Source organism: Streptomyces sp. SYSU D01066-1 (assembly GCF_054956795.1).
Genome location: NZ_JBUDHV010000016.1, coordinates 114,289 through 136,337, shown reverse-complemented (window position 1 = coordinate 136,337; position 22,049 = coordinate 114,289). Strand labels below are relative to the sequence as shown.

19 protein-coding genes are annotated in these 22,049 nt (G+C 74.1%); 11 read left to right on the top strand and 8 right to left on the bottom strand.

Going from position 1 to position 22,049, the window contains the following annotated elements; all coding sequences use genetic code 11:
* The first annotated feature begins 566 nt into the window (after nucleotides 1-566).
* The 4 genes from ACY1JF_RS17665 (at nucleotide 567) to ACY1JF_RS17650 (ending at nucleotide 4,646) form a co-directional block, all read left to right on the top strand.
* On the top strand, nucleotides 567-830 hold the full coding sequence (locus ACY1JF_RS17665) for a DUF5302 domain-containing protein (RefSeq protein ID WP_462706091.1): 264 nt from the start codon (nucleotides 567-569) through the stop codon (nucleotides 828-830).
* A gap of 462 nt (nucleotides 831-1,292) precedes the next feature.
* Complete coding sequence (locus ACY1JF_RS17660; RefSeq protein ID WP_462706093.1) at nucleotides 1,293-2,567, top strand: MFS transporter; 1,275 nt, start codon at nucleotides 1,293-1,295, stop codon at nucleotides 2,565-2,567.
* 10 nt (nucleotides 2,568-2,577) lie between these two features.
* The gene (locus tag ACY1JF_RS17655) at nucleotides 2,578-3,255 is read left to right on the top strand and encodes a response regulator transcription factor (RefSeq protein ID WP_462706090.1); all 678 of its coding nucleotides are present in this window, start codon (nucleotides 2,578-2,580) and stop codon (nucleotides 3,253-3,255) included.
* A complete protein-coding gene (locus tag ACY1JF_RS17650) occupies nucleotides 3,255-4,646 on the top strand; it encodes a sensor histidine kinase (RefSeq protein WP_462706089.1) in 1,392 nt (463 codons plus the stop codon). Before ACY1JF_RS17655 ends, ACY1JF_RS17650 begins: the two co-directional genes overlap by 1 nt.
* Nucleotides 4,647-4,661: 15 nt before the next feature.
* On the opposite strand, the gene ACY1JF_RS17645 is transcribed toward ACY1JF_RS17650, so the two are convergent.
* Entirely contained in the window at nucleotides 4,662-5,627 is a 966-nt protein-coding gene (locus tag ACY1JF_RS17645; protein ID WP_462706088.1) for a TAXI family TRAP transporter solute-binding subunit, read from the bottom strand.
* Between the two features lie 599 nt (nucleotides 5,628-6,226).
* Between ACY1JF_RS17645 and ACY1JF_RS17640 the strand changes: the two genes are divergently transcribed.
* The 3 genes from ACY1JF_RS17640 to ACY1JF_RS17630 all read left to right on the top strand — a co-directional run bounded on the left by ACY1JF_RS17640 (nucleotide 6,227) and on the right by ACY1JF_RS17630 (nucleotide 8,717).
* Nucleotides 6,227-6,601, top strand: coding sequence for a DUF485 domain-containing protein (locus tag ACY1JF_RS17640; protein ID WP_462706087.1), 375 nt, complete (start codon nucleotides 6,227-6,229; stop codon nucleotides 6,599-6,601).
* Complete coding sequence (locus ACY1JF_RS17635; RefSeq protein WP_462706086.1) at nucleotides 6,598-8,226, top strand: sodium/solute symporter; 1,629 nt, start codon at nucleotides 6,598-6,600, stop codon at nucleotides 8,224-8,226. Before ACY1JF_RS17640 ends, ACY1JF_RS17635 begins: the two co-directional genes overlap by 4 nt.
* 83 nt (nucleotides 8,227-8,309) lie before the next feature.
* Complete coding sequence (locus ACY1JF_RS17630; protein WP_462706085.1) at nucleotides 8,310-8,717, top strand: VOC family protein; 408 nt, start codon at nucleotides 8,310-8,312, stop codon at nucleotides 8,715-8,717.
* 15 nt (nucleotides 8,718-8,732) lie between these two features.
* Here ACY1JF_RS17630 and ACY1JF_RS17625 read toward each other — a convergent pair whose 3' ends face one another.
* Complete coding sequence (locus tag ACY1JF_RS17625) at nucleotides 8,733-9,473, bottom strand: alpha/beta hydrolase (protein WP_462706084.1); 741 nt, start codon at nucleotides 9,471-9,473, stop codon at nucleotides 8,733-8,735.
* Nucleotides 9,474-9,621: 148 nt separating this feature from the next.
* Between ACY1JF_RS17625 and ACY1JF_RS17620 the strand changes: the two genes are divergently transcribed.
* Complete coding sequence (locus ACY1JF_RS17620; RefSeq protein ID WP_462706083.1) at nucleotides 9,622-10,518, top strand: helix-turn-helix domain-containing protein; 897 nt, start codon at nucleotides 9,622-9,624, stop codon at nucleotides 10,516-10,518.
* On the opposite strand, the gene ACY1JF_RS17615 is transcribed toward ACY1JF_RS17620, so the two are convergent.
* Together ACY1JF_RS17615 and ACY1JF_RS17610 are read right to left on the bottom strand one after the other, a co-directional pair.
* Nucleotides 10,454-10,759, bottom strand: a complete 306-nt coding sequence (locus tag ACY1JF_RS17615) for a hypothetical protein (RefSeq protein WP_462706082.1) — start codon at nucleotides 10,757-10,759, stop codon at nucleotides 10,454-10,456. The two genes, ACY1JF_RS17620 and ACY1JF_RS17615, sit on opposite strands and share 65 nt — an antisense overlap.
* A 235-nt stretch (nucleotides 10,760-10,994) precedes the next feature.
* Nucleotides 10,995-12,518 carry an MFS transporter gene (locus tag ACY1JF_RS17610; RefSeq protein WP_462706081.1) on the bottom strand — a complete coding sequence of 508 codons (1,524 nt, stop codon included), beginning with the start codon at nucleotides 12,516-12,518 and terminating at the stop codon, nucleotides 10,995-10,997.
* A gap of 228 nt (nucleotides 12,519-12,746) precedes the next feature.
* Between ACY1JF_RS17610 and ACY1JF_RS17605 the strand changes: the two genes are divergently transcribed.
* From ACY1JF_RS17605 to ACY1JF_RS17595, 3 genes are read left to right on the top strand one after another with little or no spacing between them, the layout of a single operon-like run.
* A complete protein-coding gene (locus tag ACY1JF_RS17605; protein ID WP_462706080.1) occupies nucleotides 12,747-13,709 on the top strand; it encodes a helix-turn-helix domain-containing protein in 963 nt (320 codons plus the stop codon).
* 10 nt (nucleotides 13,710-13,719) lie between these two features.
* A complete protein-coding gene (locus ACY1JF_RS17600) occupies nucleotides 13,720-15,264 on the top strand; it encodes an NAD(P)-binding domain-containing protein (RefSeq protein ID WP_462706079.1) in 1,545 nt (514 codons plus the stop codon).
* Nucleotides 15,257-16,699 (top strand): class I adenylate-forming enzyme family protein, encoded by a 1,443-nt coding sequence (locus tag ACY1JF_RS17595; protein ID WP_462706078.1) that lies wholly within the window; start codon nucleotides 15,257-15,259, stop codon nucleotides 16,697-16,699. The genes ACY1JF_RS17600 and ACY1JF_RS17595 overlap by 8 nt, the downstream gene beginning before the upstream one ends.
* Nucleotides 16,700-16,749: 50 nt before the next feature.
* Here ACY1JF_RS17595 and ACY1JF_RS17590 read toward each other — a convergent pair whose 3' ends face one another.
* The 4 genes from ACY1JF_RS17590 to ACY1JF_RS17575 are packed head-to-tail and all read right to left on the bottom strand — an operon-like array spanning nucleotide 16,750 to nucleotide 22,035.
* Entirely contained in the window at nucleotides 16,750-18,039 is a 1,290-nt protein-coding gene (locus ACY1JF_RS17590) for a cation:proton antiporter (protein ID WP_462706077.1), read from the bottom strand.
* On the bottom strand, nucleotides 18,036-19,412 hold the full coding sequence (locus ACY1JF_RS17585) for a cytochrome P450 (RefSeq protein WP_462706076.1): 1,377 nt from the start codon (nucleotides 19,410-19,412) through the stop codon (nucleotides 18,036-18,038). The genes ACY1JF_RS17590 and ACY1JF_RS17585 overlap by 4 nt, the downstream gene beginning before the upstream one ends.
* Nucleotides 19,406-20,464 (bottom strand): alpha-hydroxy acid oxidase, encoded by a 1,059-nt coding sequence (locus ACY1JF_RS17580; protein ID WP_462706075.1) that lies wholly within the window; start codon nucleotides 20,462-20,464, stop codon nucleotides 19,406-19,408. The genes ACY1JF_RS17585 and ACY1JF_RS17580 overlap by 7 nt, the downstream gene beginning before the upstream one ends.
* A complete protein-coding gene (locus ACY1JF_RS17575; RefSeq protein WP_462706074.1) occupies nucleotides 20,461-22,035 on the bottom strand; it encodes an NAD(P)-binding domain-containing protein in 1,575 nt (524 codons plus the stop codon). Before ACY1JF_RS17575 ends, ACY1JF_RS17580 begins: the two co-directional genes overlap by 4 nt.
* Nucleotides 22,036-22,049 lie beyond the last annotated feature (14 nt).

The window sequence follows — 22,049 nt, the reverse complement described above, 5'->3', positions numbered from 1 at the left end:
TGCACGGGATGTCGGAGGCGGGACCGGAGGCCTGACGGCGGAACGGCCGGCGGGACGTCACCGGGGAGGGCCGTCCTGACAGCGCGTCACCCGGGCGGGGCGTCCCGCCCGGCCGGGCCGCCCCGGGACCGCGCCGTCGGCGCCCTCCGCGGCGGCGAACAGGTCCAGCCGCGCCCGGCCGCCGGCCGCGTGGCCGCCGTCCGCGCGCCGGCCCCGAGGCGCCGCTTCTCGCGCTCGGCCTGTTCAGCCCCGAGCGGCTCACCGTCCGCGTCCGGCCTCTCCACCGGCCGGCGTGCGTCTCGCCCCCGCCCGCCTGCTCAGCCGCCCCTGCGGCACCCCGCTCCTCGACGGGCCCGCCGGCCACCTCCCGCCGCCCCTCGCCGGGGAACTCGAAGAGGCCCCGCGCACCTGCCCCGGCACTCTCGTCGCCGTCTCCCACGACCGCGACCGCGTGAGCGCCTGCGGGGCGGCCACCCCGCCCTTCCCGCCCGGGACCGAAGCCCCGCTCCGCCCGCCCGAGGCCCCCACCGAGCCACCGTCCGACCACCGAACGAAGGAGACCGCACATGACCGCCGGCCAGGAGAAGAAGCCCGAGAAGACCGAGGAGACGGGGAAGACCGAGGAGACGGGGAAGACCGAGGAGACGGGGAAGACCGGAGGAACGGAGCGGACGGAGGCCGCCGAAACCAAGCGCAAGTTCCAGGAGGCCCTGCAGCGCAAGGCCCGTGCCAGCAGGTCCCAGCAGGCCCACCAGGAGGGACGCCAGAAGGTCAAGGGCTTGAACGGCCCCAAGGGCCAGAACCGCACCTTCCGCCGCAAATCCGGCTGACACCCGCTTCCGCCCGGCCGCCGCGCTCCGCCCCACCGGACCGCGGCGGCCCCGAACCGGCCGGTTCACCCGGTCCGCCCGGCGGGGCGCCGCCGGGCGGACGCCCCGTCCCTTCCGGAGGGCCCCGCGACGACCTGCTCCGCACCGCCATGGACGAGGCCGCCGAGGCCATCGCCGCACGCGGCACCGCACCGAGGGCGTCCGCACCGGGACCCGCACCGGGACCCGCGGCGGGATTCCGCCGGTGCGGCCGCCGGCGAAGTCTTAAGCGCCGGTTAGATCTCACCCGGGGGTCCTGGCCGCCGCCGCGGTCATCGGTCAAGCTGCTGCGACCTGCGGTGATGCGGGTTCGCCGCAGGCATTCCATTTCCTCACAGGCGGGAGACACTTGTGTCCACGACGGGCGCGCGGGCCGCCGCGCCGAGCCCCTGGAAGGCGATCGTCGGTGGCTCGATCGGCAACATGATCGAGTGGTACGACTGGTTCGTCTACTCCACCTTCTCCGTGTACTTCGCGTCCGCGTTCTTCCCCGAGGGCGACGCCACCTCCCAGCTCCTGCACACCGCCGGCATCTTCGCGGTCGGCTTCTTCATGCGGCCCGTGGGCGGCTGGCTGCTCGGCCGGCTCGGCGACCGCAAGGGCCGCAAGGCCGCGCTGACCGTGACCGTGCTCATGATGTCGCTCAGCGCCCTCCTCATCGCCGTCGCCCCCACCCACTCCCAGGTCGGCTACTGGGGCGCGGTTGTACTGCTGCTCGCCCGGCTGCTCCAGGGACTGTCGGTGGGCGGTGAGTACGCGGCCAGCGCCACGTACCTCGCCGAGGCGGCCCCCGCGGGCCGGCGCGGTTTCTTCGCCAGTTTCCAGATGGTGTCGATGAAGGTGGGCCAGCTCATCGGGCTGAGCCTGCAGATCCTGCTCCAGCGGAACATGTCCGAGGAGACACTGACCTCCTGGGGCTGGCGCATCCCCTTCGTCGTCGGCGCCCTGGGCTCCGCCGCCGTGTTCTGGCTGCGCCGCAACCTGGTGGAGACCGACGCCTACGAGGAGGCGGCGGCGGAGGAGGCCGACCGCACGCGGCCGGGCGACGGGCGTGGCACACTGCGCGCGCTGTGGCAGTACCGGCGCACCGCCGCCCTCGTCGTCGGCTTCAGCATGGGCGGCACCCTGTGCGACTACACGTACTCGACGTACATGACCAAGTACCTGCACAACACCGCGGGTCTGAGCACCACCGACGCCTCCCTGGTCAGTTTCGTCGCCATCCTGGTCTTCATCTGTCTGCAGCCCCTGGCCGGCGGGCTGTCGGACCGCGTCGGCCGCAAGCCGCTGCTGATCGGCTTCGGGCTCGGCGCGATGATCTTCACCGTTCCCCTGATGACCGCCCTCGGCCACGTCTCCACCTTCGGCGGCGCGCTGCTGCTGATGATCGCCGGACTGCTGATCATCACCGGGTACACCTCCATGAGCGCCCTGGTGAAGGCGGAACTGTTCCCCGCCAGGGTCCGCGCGCTGGGCGTCGCCCTGCCCTACGCGCTCGCCAACGCCCTGTTCGGCGGCACCGCCGAGTACGTGGCGCTGTGGTTCAAGGACGCCGGCATGGAGTCGGGCTTCTACTGGTACGTCACGGGCTGCGCCGCGGTCTCCCTGGTGGTGTACCTCACCATGCGCGAGACGAAGGACGTGTCCTTCACCCGGGGCGACCAGGCCCCGCGCCGCGCCGCCGAGGTCACGGCCTAGCCTGGGCGCCATGCGTGTGCTGCTGATCGAGGACGACGAGCGGCTCGCCGACGCCCTCACCACGGCCCTCGTCGAGCGCGGCCACCCGGTGGAGCGGTTGAGCCGCGCCGACGAGGGCCTGCGCCGCAAGGACCGCGCCGACTTCGTCCTCCTGGACCTCGGACTGCCGGACATGGACGGCCTGGAGATGCTCCGGCGACTGCGGCAAGTCTCCGCCGTCCCGGTGATCGTGCTCACCGCCCGCGGTGACGAACGCACCGTCCTCCAGGGCCTGAGCCAGGGCGCCGACGACTACCTCACCAAACCGTTCCGCGTCAGGGAACTGCTGGCCCGGATGGACGCCGTACGCCGCCGTGCCGGGCACAGTCACCGGCCCGGCCGGGAGCCGGGGTCCGAGCCCCGGGCACTGGACGTCGACGACGTCCACATCGACCTGGCGTCCCGCACGGTGACCGTGGCCGGGCGCGAGGTCACCCTGACGGCACGCGAGTTCGACGTCCTCGCCCTGCTCGCCCGGACGCCCGGGACCGTCCGCAGCCGGCAGGAGATCATGGACGCGGTCTGGGGGGACGCCTTCCTCGCCGTCTCCCGCTCCCTGGACGTGCACGTCTGGGGCATCCGCACCAAGACCGGCCGGCCCGACCTGATCCGTACCCTGCGCGGGGTCGGCTACCGGCTGGGCGGCTGATGCGCCGCCGGCTGCTGGCCACCTACCTCACGCTGATCGGCGGCGTCCTGCTCGCCCTGTCCGTCCCCCTGGGCCTGGCCTACACCCAGGAACGGACCGCCGAACTCCTGCTCGCCCGGCGCGCGGACGCCACCCGGCTGGCGGAGCTGGCCGAAGGGGCGATCCAGGACAGCGACCCGAGCGTGCTGCGCGCCGAGGCCGACCGCTACGCCTGGCTCTACGGCGCCTCGGTGGAGGTGCGCCGCGACACCGGCACCGTCCTGGCCGGCGCGGGCGGCGGCGTGCCGCACAGCGCCGGACCGCTGCGCCGGGCCCTGGCCGGCCGCACCACCTCGCACCTCCCGCTGGTCACCGTCTTCGGACCGGACCGCGTGCTCATCGCCGAACCCGTGGGCAGCGACGCCCAGGTGACCGGCGTGGTGCTGCTCGCCGCGCCCACCGCCGAGGCCCGCCACGACGTCCTGATGGTGTGGCTCACCCTGGCGGGGGGAGCGGCGGTCGCCTTCGCCCTCGCGGTGGAGGCCGCGCGGCGCCTCGCCCGCTGGGCCCTGCGGCCGGTCGACGAACTGGACGCGGTCACCGAGGCGATCGCCCAGGGCCGGATGACGGCCCGCGTCCCCGACACCGGCGGCGGACCGTCCGAGCTGCGGCGGCTGGAGTCGCGGTTCAACGCCATGGCCGACTCCGTCGCCGCGGCGCTGGACAAGCAGCGCGCGTTCGTCGCCGACGCCTCCCACGAACTGCGCACCCCGCTCGCCGTCCTCAGCCTCCGTCTGGAGAACCTGCGCCCGCACCTGAAGGAGTCCGGCGCCGACCGCTACCACAGCGCCATGGACGAACTCGACCGCATCGGCACCCTCCTGGAGGACCTGCTGACCCTCGGCCGCGTCGAGGCCAAGGGCGCCGCCCGGGCCGAGCCCGTCGACCTCGTCGCCGAACTCGCCCCCCGGCTGCGGATCTGGGCGGAGGTCACCGAGGTCGCGGGTGTGCGGCTGCGCACCGTCCTGCCCGGCGCCCTGGTGGTGCGGTGCCCGCCCGACACCGCCGGCCGGATCACGGACATCGCGGTCGACAACGCCGTCAAGTTCGTCCCGCGCGGCGGAACCGTCACCGTCACCGTCACCGACACGGCCGGCGCCGGGGCCCCGGGCGCCGGTGACGTACTGCTGCGGATCGAGGACGACGGCCCGGGACTCGACGACGGGGAACTCGCCGCCGCCCGCGACCGCTTCTGGCGGTCCCCCCGGCACAGCGGCGTCGACGGCAGCGGACTGGGCCTCGCCATCGCCGACGAACTGGCCCGCGCGGCCGGCGGCGCCCTCGTCCTGCGGGCGGCCCGGCCGCACGGCCTGGTGGTGGAGTTCCGCCTGCCCGGTCCCGGCCGCCGGTGACCACGTACGGCGTGCTCAGCCGTAGACACTCCGGTAGTACCGCACGGCCCCCGGGTGCAACGGCACCGGATCGGTGCCGATCGCGTACCGCTCGTCCAGATAGGCGCCGGGCACCTCCGGACCCGGCAGGGTCCGCCGCGCCGCGAACATCGCCCGCGTCACCTCGAAGGCGTCCTGGGCCGGAATTGCCGAGCGGGCCATCAGATACGTCGGCACACCCACCGTCGGCACCTCGGACTCCTGCCCGTACGTCCCCGCCGGTATCGACACATCGACGTACGCCGGCCCGTGCTCCGCCCGCAGCACCCGGGCCAGCCCGTCCAGCGGGACCAGCGTGACGGACCGGGCGGCGGCCAGTTTGGTGACGGCTCTCGCCGGCACCCCGCTGGACGCGAAGAACGCGTCGATCTCACCGCGCCGCAGCGCCCGCACCGAGTCGTCGAGCCCCAGGTAACAGCGGCGTACCCGTCCGCCGAGACCGGCGGCGGCCAGGATCCGCCGGGCGACGACGACGGTCCCCGACCCCGTGGCACCGAGGGAAACCCGCAGCGCCGCCAGGTCCGAGACGGTGGCCACCCCGGCCGCCGGACGCGCCACCAGGTGGGTGTAGTTGAGGTAGATGCGGGCCAGCGCCGACACCGGCAGCGGCCGGGAGAACGCACCGGCCCCCTCGAAGGCGTCCGCGGCACTGTCCCCGAGCACCAGGCCGAGGTCGGCGCCGCCGGAACCGAGCAGCCGGAGGTTGCGGATGCTCGCCGAGGTGTTGACGACGTCGACGCGCAGGGAGCCCACCCGCCGGTCGATCTCCCGGGCCAGCCGGCTGCCGAAGGTTCCGTACGGCGCCCCCGACAGCCCGGTCGCCAGCACCAGTGACCGCACCCGGGTTTGGCCGGGGACCGTCGCGGGACTGGACGCGGCCACCGCGGCGGCCAGGGCCAGCAGCGTGCGGCGGGCCGCCTGCGGAGGGGGACGGAGGGACACGGGACGATGCTAGTCCGGCCGCTGGACGGCCCGTCCTCGCCCCGTCGTCCCTGTCCCGTGCCCGCGTGCCCGGCCGTCCCTCCCCCGCCCGGGGAGCCCCGTCCCCCACGGGCGGGGTCTCCCCGCCGCGCCGGACCGCTGTACCGGCACGGTCGGGACGACCCGGTTCCCCTCCTCATGGCCGGCCGAGGCGTCCCGGCCCCGCCGAAGGCCGCCGGGGCCGCCACCCCCCCGCCGCTCCGCCGCCTGGGTGCCCAGGCGTTCCAGGTCTTCCCGGACCACGCGCCGCTGCCGCCGGCGGCCAGGCCGGCCTGAGCGGGCCCGCCCACAGGAGCGGACCCGGCCGCACCGGTGGAGGGCCCGGCACTGCGGCACGGGACGTACGGACGGCTACGGCCGATGGGGGAGAGGGGCCACGCGAGACGAGGCGGAGCACGCCACTCGGGTCTCCTCCCGGCCCGGTGGCACCACGGGCAACGGAGGAGACCGGCAGCGGGAGGAACCCCGTCGAACAGTTCAACGGAAAACCCCTCGCGTCCCGTGGCACCCGCATAGCGTGCGATGCGTGCCGGACCCCCTGCCGCGCTAGGAGACTTGAGATGTCCTACGACAACTCGGAGTCGTGCCCGGTCCGACAGCGGGACGGGGCCGGCCCGGCCTCGTGGTCCGGTCACCACCGGGCACTGCGGGTCCTGCGGCGCGCCTGCCGCCGGCAGCGGCGGGCGGCCACCTTCGTCGCCCTCGGCTACTTCGCCGTCTTCCTCACGCTCACCGTCGAGGCACCCGCCCTCATGGCCCGCCCCGCGCCCGGCGGTCTCCCCACGGGACTGCTGCTGGCCCTGATCCAGGTGCCGGTCACCTGGCTGGCCGTCGTCCTCTTCGTGTACACGGCACGCCGGTACGTCGATCCGCCGGCCCGCAGAGTCAGCGGCTACGGACACCCGGCCGACGGCGACGGGACGCCACCGCGATGACGGAACTCGGTGGCGCCGCCCAGTCCTGGTCCCTCGTCGCGTTCTGCAGCGTCGTCACCGTCACGCTGCTGCTGTGCGTGCTGACCGGCCCCGACCGCGACGACCTGGAGGAGTTCTACACCGGCTACCGCTCGCTGTCGCCGCTGCGCAACGGCCTGGCCGTGGCCGGCGACTACATCTCCGCCGCCACCGTCCTCACCATCGGCGGGGTCATCGCGCTGTGCGGCTACGACGGTGTCGTCCTGGCCCTGAGCACACTGCTGTCCCTGCTGCTGCTGATGGTGCTGCTCGCCGAACCCCTGCACAACACGGGCCGGTTCACCATGGGCGACGCGCTGGGCCGCCGTATGCCGGGACGGTCGGTGCGCGTCGCGGCGTGCGCGGTGACGCTGCTGTCGCTGGTGCCGATGATGATCGTGCAGCTGGCGGGCGTGGGGGAGCTGCTCGCGTTCATCCTGGGCTTCTCCGACAGCGCCATGAAGACCGGGTGCGTCGTCGGCGCGGGACTGCTGATGATCAGCTACGCGGCGCTGGGCGGGATGAAGGGCACCGCGCTGATCCAGATCCTCAAGACGGTCATCCTGCTGGGCTCCGGACTGGTCGTCGCCGCCCTCATCCTGTACACGTTCGACTGGCGCCCGGGGACCATGGTCGACACGGCCGCGCGGCGCAGCGGGGCCGGCGACGCGTTCCTGCGGTACGGACTGCAGTTCGCGGACGGGCCCCACCCCGGCGCGGACATGATCAGCACCCAGGTCGCCATCGTGCTGGGCGGCGCCTGTCTGCCGCACGTCACCATGCGCATGTACACCGCCGGCAGCGCCCCGCAGGTGCGGCGCACCATGTCCTGGGCGGTGTCGTCGGTGGCCCTGTTCATGCTGGTGATCACCGTCGTCGGCATCGGCGCCACGGCGCTCGTCGGCCGCGCGGGGATCACCGCGGCGGACCCGCGCGGCAGCACGGCCTATCTGCTGGGCGCGCGGGCCGCGTTCGGCCCCGGGGTGTCCCGCGCCGAGAGCCTGCTGTTCAGCACGGTCACCACGGCGGTCTTCCTCACCCTGCTCGCCTCCGTCGCGGGGATGACGCTCGCCTGCGCCAACTCGCTGGCGCACGACGTCGCCGCCTCCCGCCGCGCGGGCCTCGGGCCGGTGCGGGAGACGACCCTGGCCCGGGTCAGCGCGCTGGTCGTCGGAGTGCCGGTGGTGGTGCTGGCCGCCCTGGCCCAGCACCGCGGACTGCAGCCGCTGGCGACGCTCTCCTTCTGCCTGGGCGCCTCGGCCATCGCCCCCGCCCTGGTCTTCACCCTGTTCTGGCGCCGTTTCAGCCGCACCGGCCTGCTGTGCACCCTGATCGGCGGCTCGGCCGTCACCCTGGTCCTGATGTCCGGCACCCGGCTGGTATCCGGGTCCCCGGCCGCCGCCTTCCCCGAGGCCGACTTCAACTGGTTCCCGTTCTCGACGACCGCCCTGGTGTCGGTGCCGGCGGGCTTCGTGTTCGGCTGGCTGGGGACCCTGTGCGGCGGACGCCGCGGCGCACGGCGCGAACGCGAGCGGTACGCGGCCCTCGAACACCTCGTCCTGGCCGGTCCGCCGCGGGGCCGCCCGGGATGGACCCCGGACGACTGACCGCCGTACGCCTTCCGGCCAGGCGCCGACGCGGCCCGCGCCGCGCGCGGAGGCCGGGCACGGCCCTTGCCTTTCCTTGTTCCATGCTGCGACTCGGAATGCCCGTCACCGGTGTCACGGACCTGCCCCGCGCGGTGGCCTTCTGGACACAGGCGCTGGACCTGGTCACCGCCGACGAGCGGAGCAGCGAGACCTGGCGCACGCTCCACCACGCCGACGGTTCCGGCCGGGCATTCGGCCTGCTGCTCAGCGCGTCACCGGGGGAGCCGCGCCCCCGGCTGCACCTCGACCTCCTCACGGACAGCGCCGAGGAGCAGCGGACGGAGGTCCAGCGGCTGATCGGGCTCGGGGCCCGGGCCGTCGACTGGGACCTGTACCCGCCCGAGCCCGACTTCGTCGTCCTCGCCGACCCCGACTTCGTCGTCCTCGCCGACCCCGACGGCAACCTCTTCTGCGTCGTGGACCTCAGCCACGCGCCGAGCGGGTCCTGAGGAGGGGAACGACGGTTACGCGGCCTCCACCCCTGCCGCTCGCAGCAACACCTCGGTCAGCTCTTCCGGCATGGTGACCATGCAGTCGTGGCCGGTCGGCAGCTCCCACACCCGCGCGGGCTCACCGTTGGGCTGCACCGGGGGGACGGGCCGCCGGGCGAAATCCTTTGGCACACCGGCGACGCAGTGGACGTGGGTCCGCGGGATCGCGTCCGCGGCCGGGTTGTCCAGCCGGACCCGCTGCTGGAGGCAGCGCACCGGATGGTCCGACACCATCGTGCGCAGCCAGGCGATGTCCGCCGGGTCGGTGACCCCGAACAAGCCCGCCGGGGGCGGCAGTTCGGGCAGCGGCGGAACCCGCCAGCCGCTCCCGGACTCCAGCGCCCGGTCGATCAGGTGCCGGGTCACGGGCATGACGTCGGCCGCGCTCTCGCCGTCCAGCGGGACCATCGCGTCGAGGTACACCAGGTGCGCCACCCGCTCCGGGACCCGGTGGGCGACCGCCGAGACGACCAGCCCGGCGTAGCTGTGCCCCACGAGCACCACGTCGGTGAGGTCCTCCTCGACGAGCAGTCCGACCACGTCGTCGACGTGGGTGTCGAGTCCCACCCCGGGGCCGAGCAGGTGTGCCTTGTCGCCGTACCCGGTCAGGGACGGAGCGAGCGCGCGGTGACCGGCCGAGGCCAGCAGCGGGACCACCCGGTCCCAGACCCGGCCGCTGTGCCAGGCGCCGTGTACGAGCAGGTACGTCGACATGGGGGTGCTCCTTGCTGTGCTGGTCCGTACGTGCGGCGTGGAAGCCACCGACCACGATGCGGACCGGCCGCCGGACGGACCAACGCCCCCGCGGTCCTGGGGGTGACAGGACCAGGAACGGCCCCGGCCCGCGCACTACAGTGAGCGGATGACCGACGGACCGAACCTGCTGGGTGACCACCTGCGCGCTCGCCGTCGGCTCGTCACCCCCCAACAGGCCGGTCTCCCCGCGGTGGGGACACGACGCGTGCCGGGACTGCGCCGGGAGGAGGTCGCGGTGCTCGCCGGCATCAGCGCCGACTACTACCTGCGCCTGGAGCAGGGCCGGGACCGCAACCCGTCCGTGCAGGTCCTGGAGGCGCTCGCCCGCGTGCTGCGGCTCGACGACGACGCGACGGCCTACCTGCTGCGCCTCGCCGCCGCCCGGCCGCGCCGGCGGCCCCGCCGCCCCCGCGAGGAAACCGTGCCCGCGGGCATCGCCCAGCTCGTCGCCACCCTCCCGCTGCCCGCGGTGGTCGAGGACCGCTTCTTCGGCATCCTCGCCGCCAACCCCTTGGCGACGGCCCTGTCGCCGCGTCTGGCGGTGGGGGCCAACCGCCTGTGGGACCTGTTCCTCGACCCCGACGAACAGGCCCTCCACCCGGACTGGGAGGAGATCACCGGGGAAGCGGTCGCCGTCTTCCGCGAGTCGGTCGGCACCGACACCGACGACCCCCGGTTCGTCGAGCTGGTCGGCGGGCTCTCCCTGGCCAGTCCCCGCTTCAGCCGGCTCTGGGCCCGCCACGACATCAGGGTGTGCGAGGGCGCCCCGATGCGTCTCGCCCACCCCCGGGCCGGAGACCTCCACCTGAACCGAGAGAAACTGGACATCGGCGGTACGGCGGGCCAGGTGCTGGAAGTGCTCCACCCGGACCCCGGCACCGACAGCGCGGACAAGCTGGCCCTGCTTGCCTCCACTGTCCGCACGCCGGCGGACGGCGTCAGCCCAGGGCCCGGACCCAGTGGCGGGGGAGCGCGGCGGCGCGCGCCCGGGGGACGTCGGTGACCACGGCGCACCGCACGGTGCCCGGGGCGCGGGTGAAGGACGGGTACACGGGCCGCCGCTCGTCGTCCCCGGTCTGCGGGAACCGCGACGCCACGCTCAGCCGTGCGCCGAAGCAGGTGAAGCTCTGCGGGAAGGAGACGCTGCGCACGGCGAAGGGACGCAGGCGGGTGTTGACCACGGCGCGCGGCCCCCGGAGGCCGGCCAGTGGGCGTTCGTCCACCGCTCGGGGCGTGATCGGCACGGAAAGGCGGCCTCCCGCGCGGGCGGGACAGCGGGCGCACGCGTCGGACCGGACCGCCACAGCCTGTCCAGCGAGGACGGCTGCCGACGCCTGCTGTGGCTCACCGCACCGCCCGGCGGCGAGGGTGCGGGACAGCCGGCGCTGCTCTCCGTGATCGGCGTCCAGGACATCGCAACAGACGGGACCCGAGCCCGGCAGGCCGCCGGCCGGACCGCGGATTCCTGAGCGGGCCGGGTCACTCCCGGGGCAGCGCCAGTCGGGACAGCACGGCGGTGGCCAGCAGGAGGGCGGCGACGACGAGCAGGCCCAGGCGCATGCCCGGCAGGGAGAAGCCGCCGTCCGGGGCGGCGAGCAGGCTGCCGAACAGGGCGACGGCGAGCGCTCCGCCGGTCTGCCGCAGGGAGTTGAACAGCCCCGACGCCGTTCCCGCCCGCTCTCCCGGCACGGCGTCGATCAGCAGCGCCGTCAGCGCGGGCACCACCACCGCCCCTCCGACGCTCAGCGGCACCAGCAGCACCAGTACCAGCCACACCGGCGTGTGCGCCGCCAGCGGCATGAGGGCCGGCATCGCGCCGACGAACACCAGTTGCCCGGCCACGATCACCGGTCGCCGCCCGATCCGCTCCGCCAGCCGCGGCGAGACCAGGTTGACCGCCGTCACCAGCACCGACATCGGGACGAACATCAGCCCGGCCGCGGTCCCCGACATGCCGCGCACCTGCTGGTAGTACAGCCCGAGGAGGAATATCCCGCCGTAGAAGGCGGCGTTGACGGAGAAGCCGACCGCCAGCGGCACGGCGACCCGCCGGTCGGTCAGCATGTCCAGCGGTACCATGGGCCGCCGCTGCCGGCGCTCCACCGCGTGGAACGCGTACCCGGAGACGACGGCGAGCGCGGCGGACGCCAGTACGGGACCGCTGGTCCAGCCCCGGTGCCCGCCCTCGATCACCGCGAACGCCAGCCCCGCCAGGGCCAGTACGGCCGTCAGCTGCCCGGCTCCGTCGAGCGCGGCGGGCCGGCGCGGAGAGACCGGCACCCGCACCAGCAGCCCCAGGATCACCGTGCCGACCGGCAGGTTCAGCAGGAACACCGCCCGCCAGCCGGCCGAGTCGGTGAGCAGCCCGCCCAGCACCGGACCCATGGCCATCGCCACCGAACCGCCGACCGCCCACAGGGCGATGGCGCGGGCCCGGGACCGCGCGTCGTCGTAGGCGTGCCGGATCAGCGCCAGCGAGGCCGGCATCACGATCGCCGCCGCGCCGCCCTGCGCCACGCGCGCCCCGGTCAGTACGGCGATGTCCGGAGCGAGCGCGCAGGCCAGGGAGGAGACGGTGAACAGGGCCACGCCCCAGGCATAGGCGCGGCGGGCACCGACGCGGTCGGCCAGGGCGCCGGCGGACAGCATCAGGGCGGCGAAGGTGAGGGTGTACGCGTCGACCACCCATTGCAGTCCCGCCATTCCGCCGCTGAGGGCGTCCTGGACGGCGGGCAGCGCGATGTTCACGGCGGAGACGTCGATGGTGATGACGCTGAAGCCGAGCAGCGCGGCGACCAGGGCGAGGCCGCCGCCCGGCGCGGTCCGCCGCGGCCCCGGCGGACCGTCCCGCCCGTCGGACCGCGACGACGGCCCGGGGCCACCCCTGTCGACCGGGGCCCGGGACGTGGGCGGGACCGGGGATGAGGCCGGGGACGATGACGAGACCGGGGACGGGGGCGGGGACGAGGACGCGGACGCGGACGAAGAGGGAAGGGCAGGCACGGCAGGGCTCCCGGGCGGACGAGGGACACGGACCGACGGCGGACGGCACCGGCCACCGGGCCGCGGTCCGGTGCCACGCACCCCCTGGGCCCCGGCGGCCGGGCCGCCCGCTCACCACCACCATCCGCCTTCCGGGCGCCGCCCGGCAGACCGCGTCGTACCGGGGTGCCGCGTTCCAGGCAGTGACGCGGCCCCTCACGCTCGCCGACCGGCTGCCACAATGGGCCGATGGCGACAGCAGGGGACGCACGGGGCACCGAACTCGGCCGCTACCTCAAGGCCCGCAGGGCCCAGGTACGCCCGCAGGACGTCGGCCTGCCGGCCGGCGCGGGCCTGCGCCGCACCCCCGGCCTGCGCCGGGAGGAACTGGCCGCGCTGGCCGGGGTGAGCGTCGACTACTACATCCGCCTGGAGCGTGGCCGGGAGACCAACCCGTCCCCCGCGGTCGTGGACGCCCTCGGCCGCGCCCTGCGGCTGCGCGGCGACGCCTACGAACGCCTCCACGAACTCGCGGAACTGGCCTCCGGCCGCCTCTGCGACCTGCCCGCCTGCTCCGACCACACCGTCCGCGACTCGGTCCTGCGGATGCTGGAGTCGGTACGCCCGATGCCCGCCTACGTGGTCAACCGCTTCAACCGCGTCCTCGCCGCCAACCCGCCCGGCCGACGGCTGATGCCCGGCCTGTGGGACTGGCCCGAGGAACGGCGCAACCTGACCCGCTACCTCTTCCTCCACCCGGTCGGCCGGGCCCTCTACGACCCGTGGGAGGCGACCGTCGCCTCCTCGGTGGCGCACCTGCGCGCGGTCGCCGGTGCCGACCCGGACTCCGCGGAGCTGACCGCCCTCGTCGGCGAACTGGCCGTGAAGTCACCGGAGTTCGCCCGCCTGTGGGAACGCTACGACGTCTGTGAACGCGGCGGCGGACAGAAGACGTTCCGCCACCCGACGGCCGGAACGATGACCCTGACCTACGAGATCATGAGCCTGGCCCGGACCGGCGGCCAGCGCATGGTGGTCTACCAGGCGGCGCCCGGCACCCCCGACGAAGAGGGCGTGCTCCGCCTGGAGTCGGCCGGCGCCCGCCCTGAGCACGCCCCCGCCGGCCACCCCGAGCCGGCCGGCGAGCCCCGGCCCGCCACCCGTGCCCGCCCCGGCCGGCAATCTCAGAACGTTCTGATTTCCCGCCGCTAGCGTCCCGTCCATGGTGCGCGATTACCTGATCATCGGGGCCGGACCGGCCGGACTTCAGCTCGCCGCTTCCCTGGAACGCGACGGACGCGACTACGTCGTCCTGGAGCGGGGAAGCGGCCCGGGAACGTTCTTCACCCGCTTCCCCCGGCATCGGCAGTTGATATCCATCAACAAGGTCAACACCGGATACAGCGACCCGGAGCTCAGCCTCCGCATGGACTGGAACTCGCTGCTCAGCGACGACCCGCGGCTGCTGTTCACCCGGTACAGCGACGACTACTTCCCCCGCGCCGACGACTTCGTGCGCTACCTCGCCGACTACGCCGAGAAGACCGGCGTCCACGTCGAGTACGGCACCGAAGCCGTCCGCGTCTTTCGCGCCGACGGCGTCTTCACCGTCCTCGACGGCGCCGGACGGACCTGGCAGGCCCGCCGGATCATCGTGGCGACCGGCGTCTCCCGCCTCAACGTACCGCCCATCCCCGGCATCGGACTCGCCGAGCGCTACGACGACTTCGACACCGATCCGGCCTCCTTCACCAACCAGCGGGTCCTGGTCATCGGCAAGGGCAACTCGGCGTTCGAGACCGCCGAGTCCCTGATGGCCAAGGCGGCCGTCATCCACGTGGCCGGCCCGCACTCGCTTAAGATGGCCTGGCAGACCCACTTCGTCGGCCATCTGCGCGCGGTGAACAACAACTTCCTGGACAGCTATCAGCTCAAGTCGCAGAACGCCGTCCTGGACGGCACCGTGGAGAGCATCGAGAAGAGCCCCGCAGGCGGGTTCCGGGTGGTGTTCCGCTACGCCCGCACCACGGAACGGCTGCGCGAACTGCGCTACGACCGGATCATCGTGGCCGCCGGCTTCCGCTTCGACGCGAGCGTCTTCGACGAGACCTGCCGCCCCGCCCTCGTCATCGACGACCGGTTCCCCGAACAGACCTCCGCCTACGAGTCGGTGAACGTACCGGACCTCTACTTCGCCGGCACCCTCACCCAGCAGCGGGACTTCAAGAAGTTCACCAACGGCTTCATCCACGGCTTCCGCTACGGCGTCCGGGCCCTGGGCCGCATCCTCGACGCCCGCTACCACGACACCCCCTGGCCCGCCGCCGAACTGCCCGCGACCCCGGAGGCGGTCGCCGACGCCCTCATCGCCCGCGTCAACCGCTCCTCCGGGCTCTGGCAGCAGTTCGGGTTCCTCGGCGACGTGGTCACCGTCGACGGGGACCGGGCCCGCTACCAGGAGGAGGTCCCGCTCGACCACGTCACCGACGGCGGCCTCGGCCCCGCCGCGCACCGGTTCGTCGTCGACCTGGAGTACGGGCCCGGACACGACGACGTCGACCCGTTCGACATCAGCGTCCCGCGCGTCGTCGAGAACGACGTCGAGCACGCCGCGGACTCCGTCTACCTGCACCCCGTCGTCCGCCACTACCGCGACGGCGTCCTGGCCGGCACCCACCACCTCGCGGAGAACCTGGAGAACGACTGGGACATCCCGGCCGTCCACCAGCAGCCGCTCGTCGCCTACCTGAAGGCATGCCTTGACTGAGCAGTTCCCCGGCCGCGTGCTCGACCTCCTCGACGCGGCGGGCGACCGCGTGGTCTTCGAGCACCTGGACCGGGCCGTCACCGGGTCCCGGCTCCTCGCGGACGTACGGCGCGTGACCCACGGCCTGCGCGAGCACGGCGTCGGCCCCGGTGACGGCGTCGCGCTGCTGCTGGGCGTCAGCCCCGAGGCGTTCGCCGCCGTCGTCGCCGCCCATGTCGTCGGCGCCCGTGTGGTCGGCGTACGGCCGGGGCTGACCGGCCGCCAGCGGGAACACCTCCTCGCGGACGTCGCGTACCGGGTCACCGACGGGCCGGACACGGGGCCTTTGGGGACCGTCCTCGCCCTCGACGACCTGCTGTCCACGCCGGACGACGGCCTCCGGCCGCGGGTCACGGCCCGGCCCGGGGACGTCGCCCGGCTCATCCACACCAGCGGCAGCACCGGCCTGCCGAAGGCCTGCGCCCAGACCTACGCGGCGATGACCGCGGCCTGGACGCTGCGACCGGACGCCTGGCCGCCCGCCGTTCGCGAACTCGCCGCCCGCCTCGACCGGTTCCTGGTCTTCGGCACCCTGGCGAGCCAGGTGATGATGGAGTACGGCCTGCTCACCCTCGCCGCCGGCGGCACCCTCGTCACCGCCGACCCGCCCGCCTTCCCCGACGCCTTCGTACGCCACCGGGCCACCGCGAGCGTCATCACCGTGGCCCGGCTGACCAAGCTCGTCGCCAGCCGGCGGGCCTCACCCGTGGACCTCGGCTCGCTGCGCGCGCTGATGGTCTCCGGGTCCCCGCTGCCACCGGGGCGGCTGCGCGAGGCCGCCGAGGTGCTCGGGCCGGTCGTCTTCCACGGCTACGGCCAGACCGAGACCGGCATGATCTCCATGGCCACCCCGGACGACGAGCCCGGTTCGCTCGGCGTCCCGCCCGTCGACCTGGAGGTCAGGGACACCGACGGCCGCCCCGTCCCGCCCGGCACCGACGGCGAACTGTTCGTGCGCACCCCCTCGCAGGCCCGCGGCTACTGGCGCGAACCCGCCCTGACCGCCGAGGTGTTCACCCCGGACGGCTGGGTCCGCACCCGTGACCTCGGCCGGCTCGACGGTCAGGGCCGGCTGTGGCTCACCGGACGGGCCCGCGACGTGATCATCGTCAACGCCAACCTGTACTACGCCGGTCCCGTGGAACGCCTGCTGGCCACCCACCCGGCGGTGGCCGAGGCGTACGTCACCGCCGTCCCCGACGACAGCACCGGGGAGGCCGTGCACGCCTTCGTCGTACCCGCCGGCGGACGCGTCCCCGGCCTCGGTGAACTGCGGAACCTGGTGGCCGCGCGACTGGGCGAGGCGTGCGCGCCGACCCGGCTCACCCTCATCGAGGAGGTGCCGCTCACGCCCGCCGGCAAGCCCGACAAACGGCGGCTGGCGAGCGGAGGCTAACCGCCCGGCACGGTGAAGGGCCCGGCCGACGGCCGGGCCCTTCACCGTGCTCAGTGGCTCTCGGCCACGGCCGCGGGCCGCGGCCGCTCGTCCCGTCCGTGCCCCTCGTCCCGCCCGTTCCGGGTCCGCTCCCGCCGGTCGATCAGTACCAGCAGCGGCGTCGCCATGACGGTGGTGACGATGGCGACCACCACCAGCGCGCTGAACATCGCCTGCGTCACGATGCCCGCCGCCAGCCCCAGGTTGAGCGCGATCAGCTGCATCAGCCCCCGCGCGTTCATCAGCGCCCCGACCCGCAGCGCCACCCGGTTCGGCTCCCCCGAGAGGCGCGCGGCGAGCCAGCAGGCGCCGAACTTCCCGGCCACCGCGACCAGCACGCACCCCGCGGTGAACAGCAGCACCGGGCCGGAGCCCAGCAGGGTGAAGTCCGTGTTCAGCCCCGAGTAGGTGAAGAACAACGGCAGGAACATCCGGCCCACCGGCTCGATGGTCTCCACCGAGCGGTCCAGCTGCGGCGAGCGCGGGAAGACCAGTCCGAGGCTGAACGCCCCGAACACCGCGTACAGCCCGATCTCGTCCGCGTACCAGGCCACCAGGAACAGCACGCCGACCAGCACGAGGAGCAGGTTCTCCGGCGCCGCCCGCTCGGCGAGCAGCACGGTGCGCCCCCGCAGCCGTACCACCACCGCCAAGGCCACCATGAGCCCGAACCCGCCGGCGACGGCCAGCGACACCAGCCCGGCGCTGCCGCCGGCGATGCTGAAGACCCCCGCGAGCAGGATCCAGGCCACCGCGTCGTCGACCGCGCCCGCGCCCAGCGAGAGCGACCCGTGCCGGGTGCCCGCCAGCTTCTGCTCGGCGATGATCCGGGCCAGCATCGGAAAGGCCGTCACGGCCAGCGCGACCCCGACGAACAGGGCCGACACCGTCAGCGACACGTCCGGGGCCATGGTGCCGGTCCGCTCACCGGCGAGGACGACCAGCAGCACACCGAGCAGCACCGGTACCACCACCCCGGCCGCGGAGACCAGCCCGGCGGGCCGGGCCACGCCCCGCAGCCGGTCCACCCGGAAGTCCCAGCCGACGTGGAACATGAACGCGACCAGGCCGATCTGCCCCACCACGTACAGGACCGGGCGCAGTTCCTGCGGGAAGAGACCCGACTCCACGCCCGGCAGCAGGGCGCCGAGCACCGAGGGGCCCAGCACCACCCCCGCCAGCATCTCGCCGACCACGGGAGGCTGCCCGGCCAGTGCCAGCAGCCGGCTCACCACCCGGCAGACGATCAGGATGACCACGACGGCGAGGAAGAACGCGGGGGCGAGGTCCGTGGCACTCATCTGCTGTTTCCTTCCGGGTGGGCGACCGGGCAGCGCCCGGCCGGATGCTCCTCGAAGTAGCGGCCCGCCAGCCGCAGTCTGCGGGCGTGCAGCACCATGACCGTGCCGAGCACGAGCTGCCGCACGGCCCGGGTGACGTCCTCGACCCCGTCCCGCGCCCGCACGAACCCGCGCAGCACCGCCAGCCGGCGGCCCGGGGACAGGCCGCGCGGGATCAGCAGACAGGGGGCGCGGTGCGGGTTGGACCGGGTGTGCGAGGCCGTGGAGTCCAGCCGGTAGCGGCGCAGCACCTCCCGGACCGCGGCCCGCAGCACCAGCGGGGACAGCCGCCACGCCGGACAGGGCCGGTTGGCCGCCACCCCGAACGGGATGTGGTGGGCGTCCTTGGCGGACAGGGACTCCCAGCGGTCCGGGTCGAACTCCTCGGGACGGTCGTAGCCGGTGGTGTGGTAGTCGGGATAGCTGAAGCACACCACCGAGCCGGCCGGCAGCACCGTCTCCTCGTCGAGCGGGATCTCCCCGGTGGTGACGCGGTGCGCGATGCCGAACAGCGGGTACAGCCGCATCGTCTCGTCCAGTACGCGGGTGAGGTACCGGTCGTCGCCCGGGTCCGCCCGCAGCCGCTGCTGCGCCTCCGGATGGCGGGCCAGCGCCAGCAGCACGTGCGCGGTCGCCTCGGAGAGCTGCACCACGGCCGTGTTGAAGAACGTCCCCTGCAGGTAGTGCGCCTGCTCGGACAGGGACAGCGAGGCCGGCAGCCGGTGCGGCACGTCACCGGCCGCGATCCGCTCGCGCAGATACGCCGTCAGCCGCGCCCGGCGCCGCGGATGACGCAGCCCGGTGCACTTCAGGGCGCTGATCACATCGTCGGCGTGCGCGGTGATCAAATCCCGGGCACGCGCCGGACACGGCTCCTGGAAGACCAGTCCGTAGCAGAACTCCGCCCACGCGGGCATCACCAGGTCCCGCAGCCGGACCAGGCTGATCCGGTCGTCCGGCAGGGGGTCCAGTACGCCGGCGACGGCCCGGCCGGCCGCCGCCGCGAGGGCCTGCGAGCCGCCGGCCAGGACGCGCCGCGTCGTCGCGGCCACCTCCTCGTAGCGCTCGCCGGGCTCCAGGTGCTCCTGGTGCACCTCCGGACCCGGTGCCAGCCAGTACCAGAACAGGTCGGACAACCCCGCCCCGGCGCTGCGCCCGTTCGCCGCGGGATGGGCGTAGACCCGCTCGAACACCTCGGGTCCGTGCCTGGCGTCGGGCAGGGTCACCGCGCGGTCGCCGTTGACCTTCTCGAAGATCCGTACCCGCAGCGCCACCACGCTCCGCGGCAGCCACCACGTCGTAGCGGGGGCCCGCTTCGGCCCGCTGTTCACCACGTCCCGCCCTTCCGGACGACCATGTCCTTCGTCAGATCGGTGTTCCGGCGCCCCCCGCACAGCGCGAGGGTGTGGTCGTACTCGTCGCGCAGCGCCGCCAGCACCCGCCGCACCCCCGTCTCGCCCTCGGCGGCCAGGCCCCACACCACCGGGCGCCCCACACCGACGGCGCTCGCGCCCAGCGCCAGCGCCACGGCGACGTCGCTGCCCCGGCGGATCCCGCCGTCCAGCAGGACCGGCACCCGGCCCGCCACCGCCGCCACGACCGCGGGCAGGCAGTCCACGGCCGCCGGGACGGCGTCCGACTGGCGGCCCCCGTGGTTGGAGACGAACACGCCGGCCGCGCCGTGCTCCACGGCCAGCCGGGCGTCCGCCGGGTGCAGGACCCCCTTGAGCAGCACGGGCAGTGAGGTCAGACCGACGAGACCGTCGACGTCGCGCCAGGACACCGCGGGCGACATCGGGATGTCGGTGAGGGCGCCGGGCGGGGCGCCGGGCAGGCCGCGCATGTTCTCCGCCGCGTAGCCGGGCGGCAGGTCGGTGAAGCCGTTGCGCAGGTCCCGGGTGTGCCGGCCGAACACCGGGGAGTCGACGGTCACCACCAGGGCCGTGCAGCCCGCCTCCTCGGCCCGCCGCACCAGCGCCTCGGTGACCTCGCGGCGGGGGTGCGGATACAGCTGGAACCACACGGGCGCGTCCCCGGCCGCCGCGACCACGTCGGCGACCGCGGTGGTCGACGCGGTCCCGGTCACCAGGACGCTGCCCTCGGCCGCGGCGGCCCGGGCCGTGGCCCGCTCGCCGCCGGGATGCGCCAGCCGGTGGAACGCGGTCGGCGCCACGACCACCGGAGACGTCCGCGGGGCGCCCGGCAGGTCGACCGCGGTGTCGCGCCCCTCGCAGCCCGACAGCACCCGGGGCAGCAGCGCGTACCGGTCGAAGGCCCGCTCGTTGTCGGCGAGGACCCGTTCCTCGCCCGCCCCGCCCGCCACGTAGTCGTAGCGGGCGGGGTCCAGTGACTGCCGCGCCTTGTCGTGCAGGTCGCGCAGGATCACGGTGCCACCGGGGCAGCCGGGCCGCGCCTGGCCGCCAGGAAGGCGCGCAGCGGGGCGCGGTGGAACTCCTCGCTGTCCCACTCGTTCTCCAGGTTCTCCGCGAGGTGGTACGCGTCGACGAACGCGCCGCCCCGGTACCAGCGGACGACGGGATGCAGATAACGGCCGTCCAGACCCGCCACGTCCTGCTGCGACTTGCGGCCCGCCGTGACGTCGAAGGGATCGACCCGGTCGTGGTCCTCCCCGTACTCCAGGGTGATCACCGCGTGCGCCTCGGCCTCCCCGAAGTCCTTGGCCCGCACCGCGTCCGGCACATGGCCGACCGGCACCTCCTCGGCGTAGCGCAGGGTGCCGTCCGGGGCGAGCAGCAGGACGTCGCCGAGGACGCCGAACTGCTGCCACAGCGCGGAGGACCGGTTGACGCGGGTGATGACCTCCTCGACGGCCCGCTCGGTGTCCGTCCCCAGCTCGGTCACCGGCCAGGGCTCCCCCTCGTACCGCTGCCGCAGCGTCCGGTGCAGGGCGCGGACCGTGTAGCGGAAGCCGTGGACGAAGCCGGTGGTGGCCTTCTTGAAGTCCCGGCCCTGCATCAGCGTCCCGGCGAAGTACAGGTCCGGCACGTTGACCGACTCGCCGGTCGCCGTCAGGTCCGGGAACCGGCCGTTCACCGTCAGGCCGGGGGCGCAGGTCTCGTCGAAGACCGAGGTGTCGAGCCGGAAACCGGTGGCGACGATCACCCGGTCGTAGCGGATCTCCTTGACCACGTCGTCGGCCCGCTCGAAGGCGACCGGTACGTGGAAACCGTCCGCCGCCCGCCGGATCGAGAGCACCCGGCCGTCCAGGAGCGCGTTCTGCGACTTCAGCTGGTAACTGTCGAGGAAGTTGTTGTTGACCGCCCGCAGATGTCCGACGTAGTGCGTCCGCCACGCCATCGGCAGCGAACCCGGGCCGACGACGTGGATGACCGCCGCGTTCTCCATCAGGCTGTCGGCCGTCTCGAAGGCGGAGTTGCCCCGCCCGATGATCAGCACCCGCTGGTCGGTGAAGGTCTCCGGGTCGGGGTCGAAGGAGTCGTACCGCTCGGCCAGTTCGATGCCGGGGATGTCCGGCACGTTCGGCAGGGAGACCCCGGTGGCGGCCACCACCCGCCGCGCCCGCCAGGACTGTCCGTCCCCGGCGGTGACGGTGAAGCCGTCGGCGTCCCGGGAGACCCGCGTCACCTCGGTGCCGTACCGCACGCGCACCCCGGTGCGGGCGGCGAAGTCCGACAGATAGCGCAGGAAGTCGTCGGCCGGCGGGAAGTAGCGCGGACTGTACTTGGTGAACAGCAGCTCCGGATCGTCGCTCAGCAGCGAGTTCCAGTCCATCCGCAGCCGCAGCTCCGGATCGTCGTATCCGGTGTGCACCTTGTTGGTCGAGATGAGGGTGCGGTGCCGGGGGAACCGCTCGAAGAACGCGCCGGGAACGCCGCCGCGCTCCAGGACGACGTAGTCCGCACCGTCACGCTCCAGGGCGGCGGCGAGTTGCAGTCCCGCGGGCCCCGCTCCGATGATCAGATAGTCGTGCGCCATGGCCCGGAAGCTAT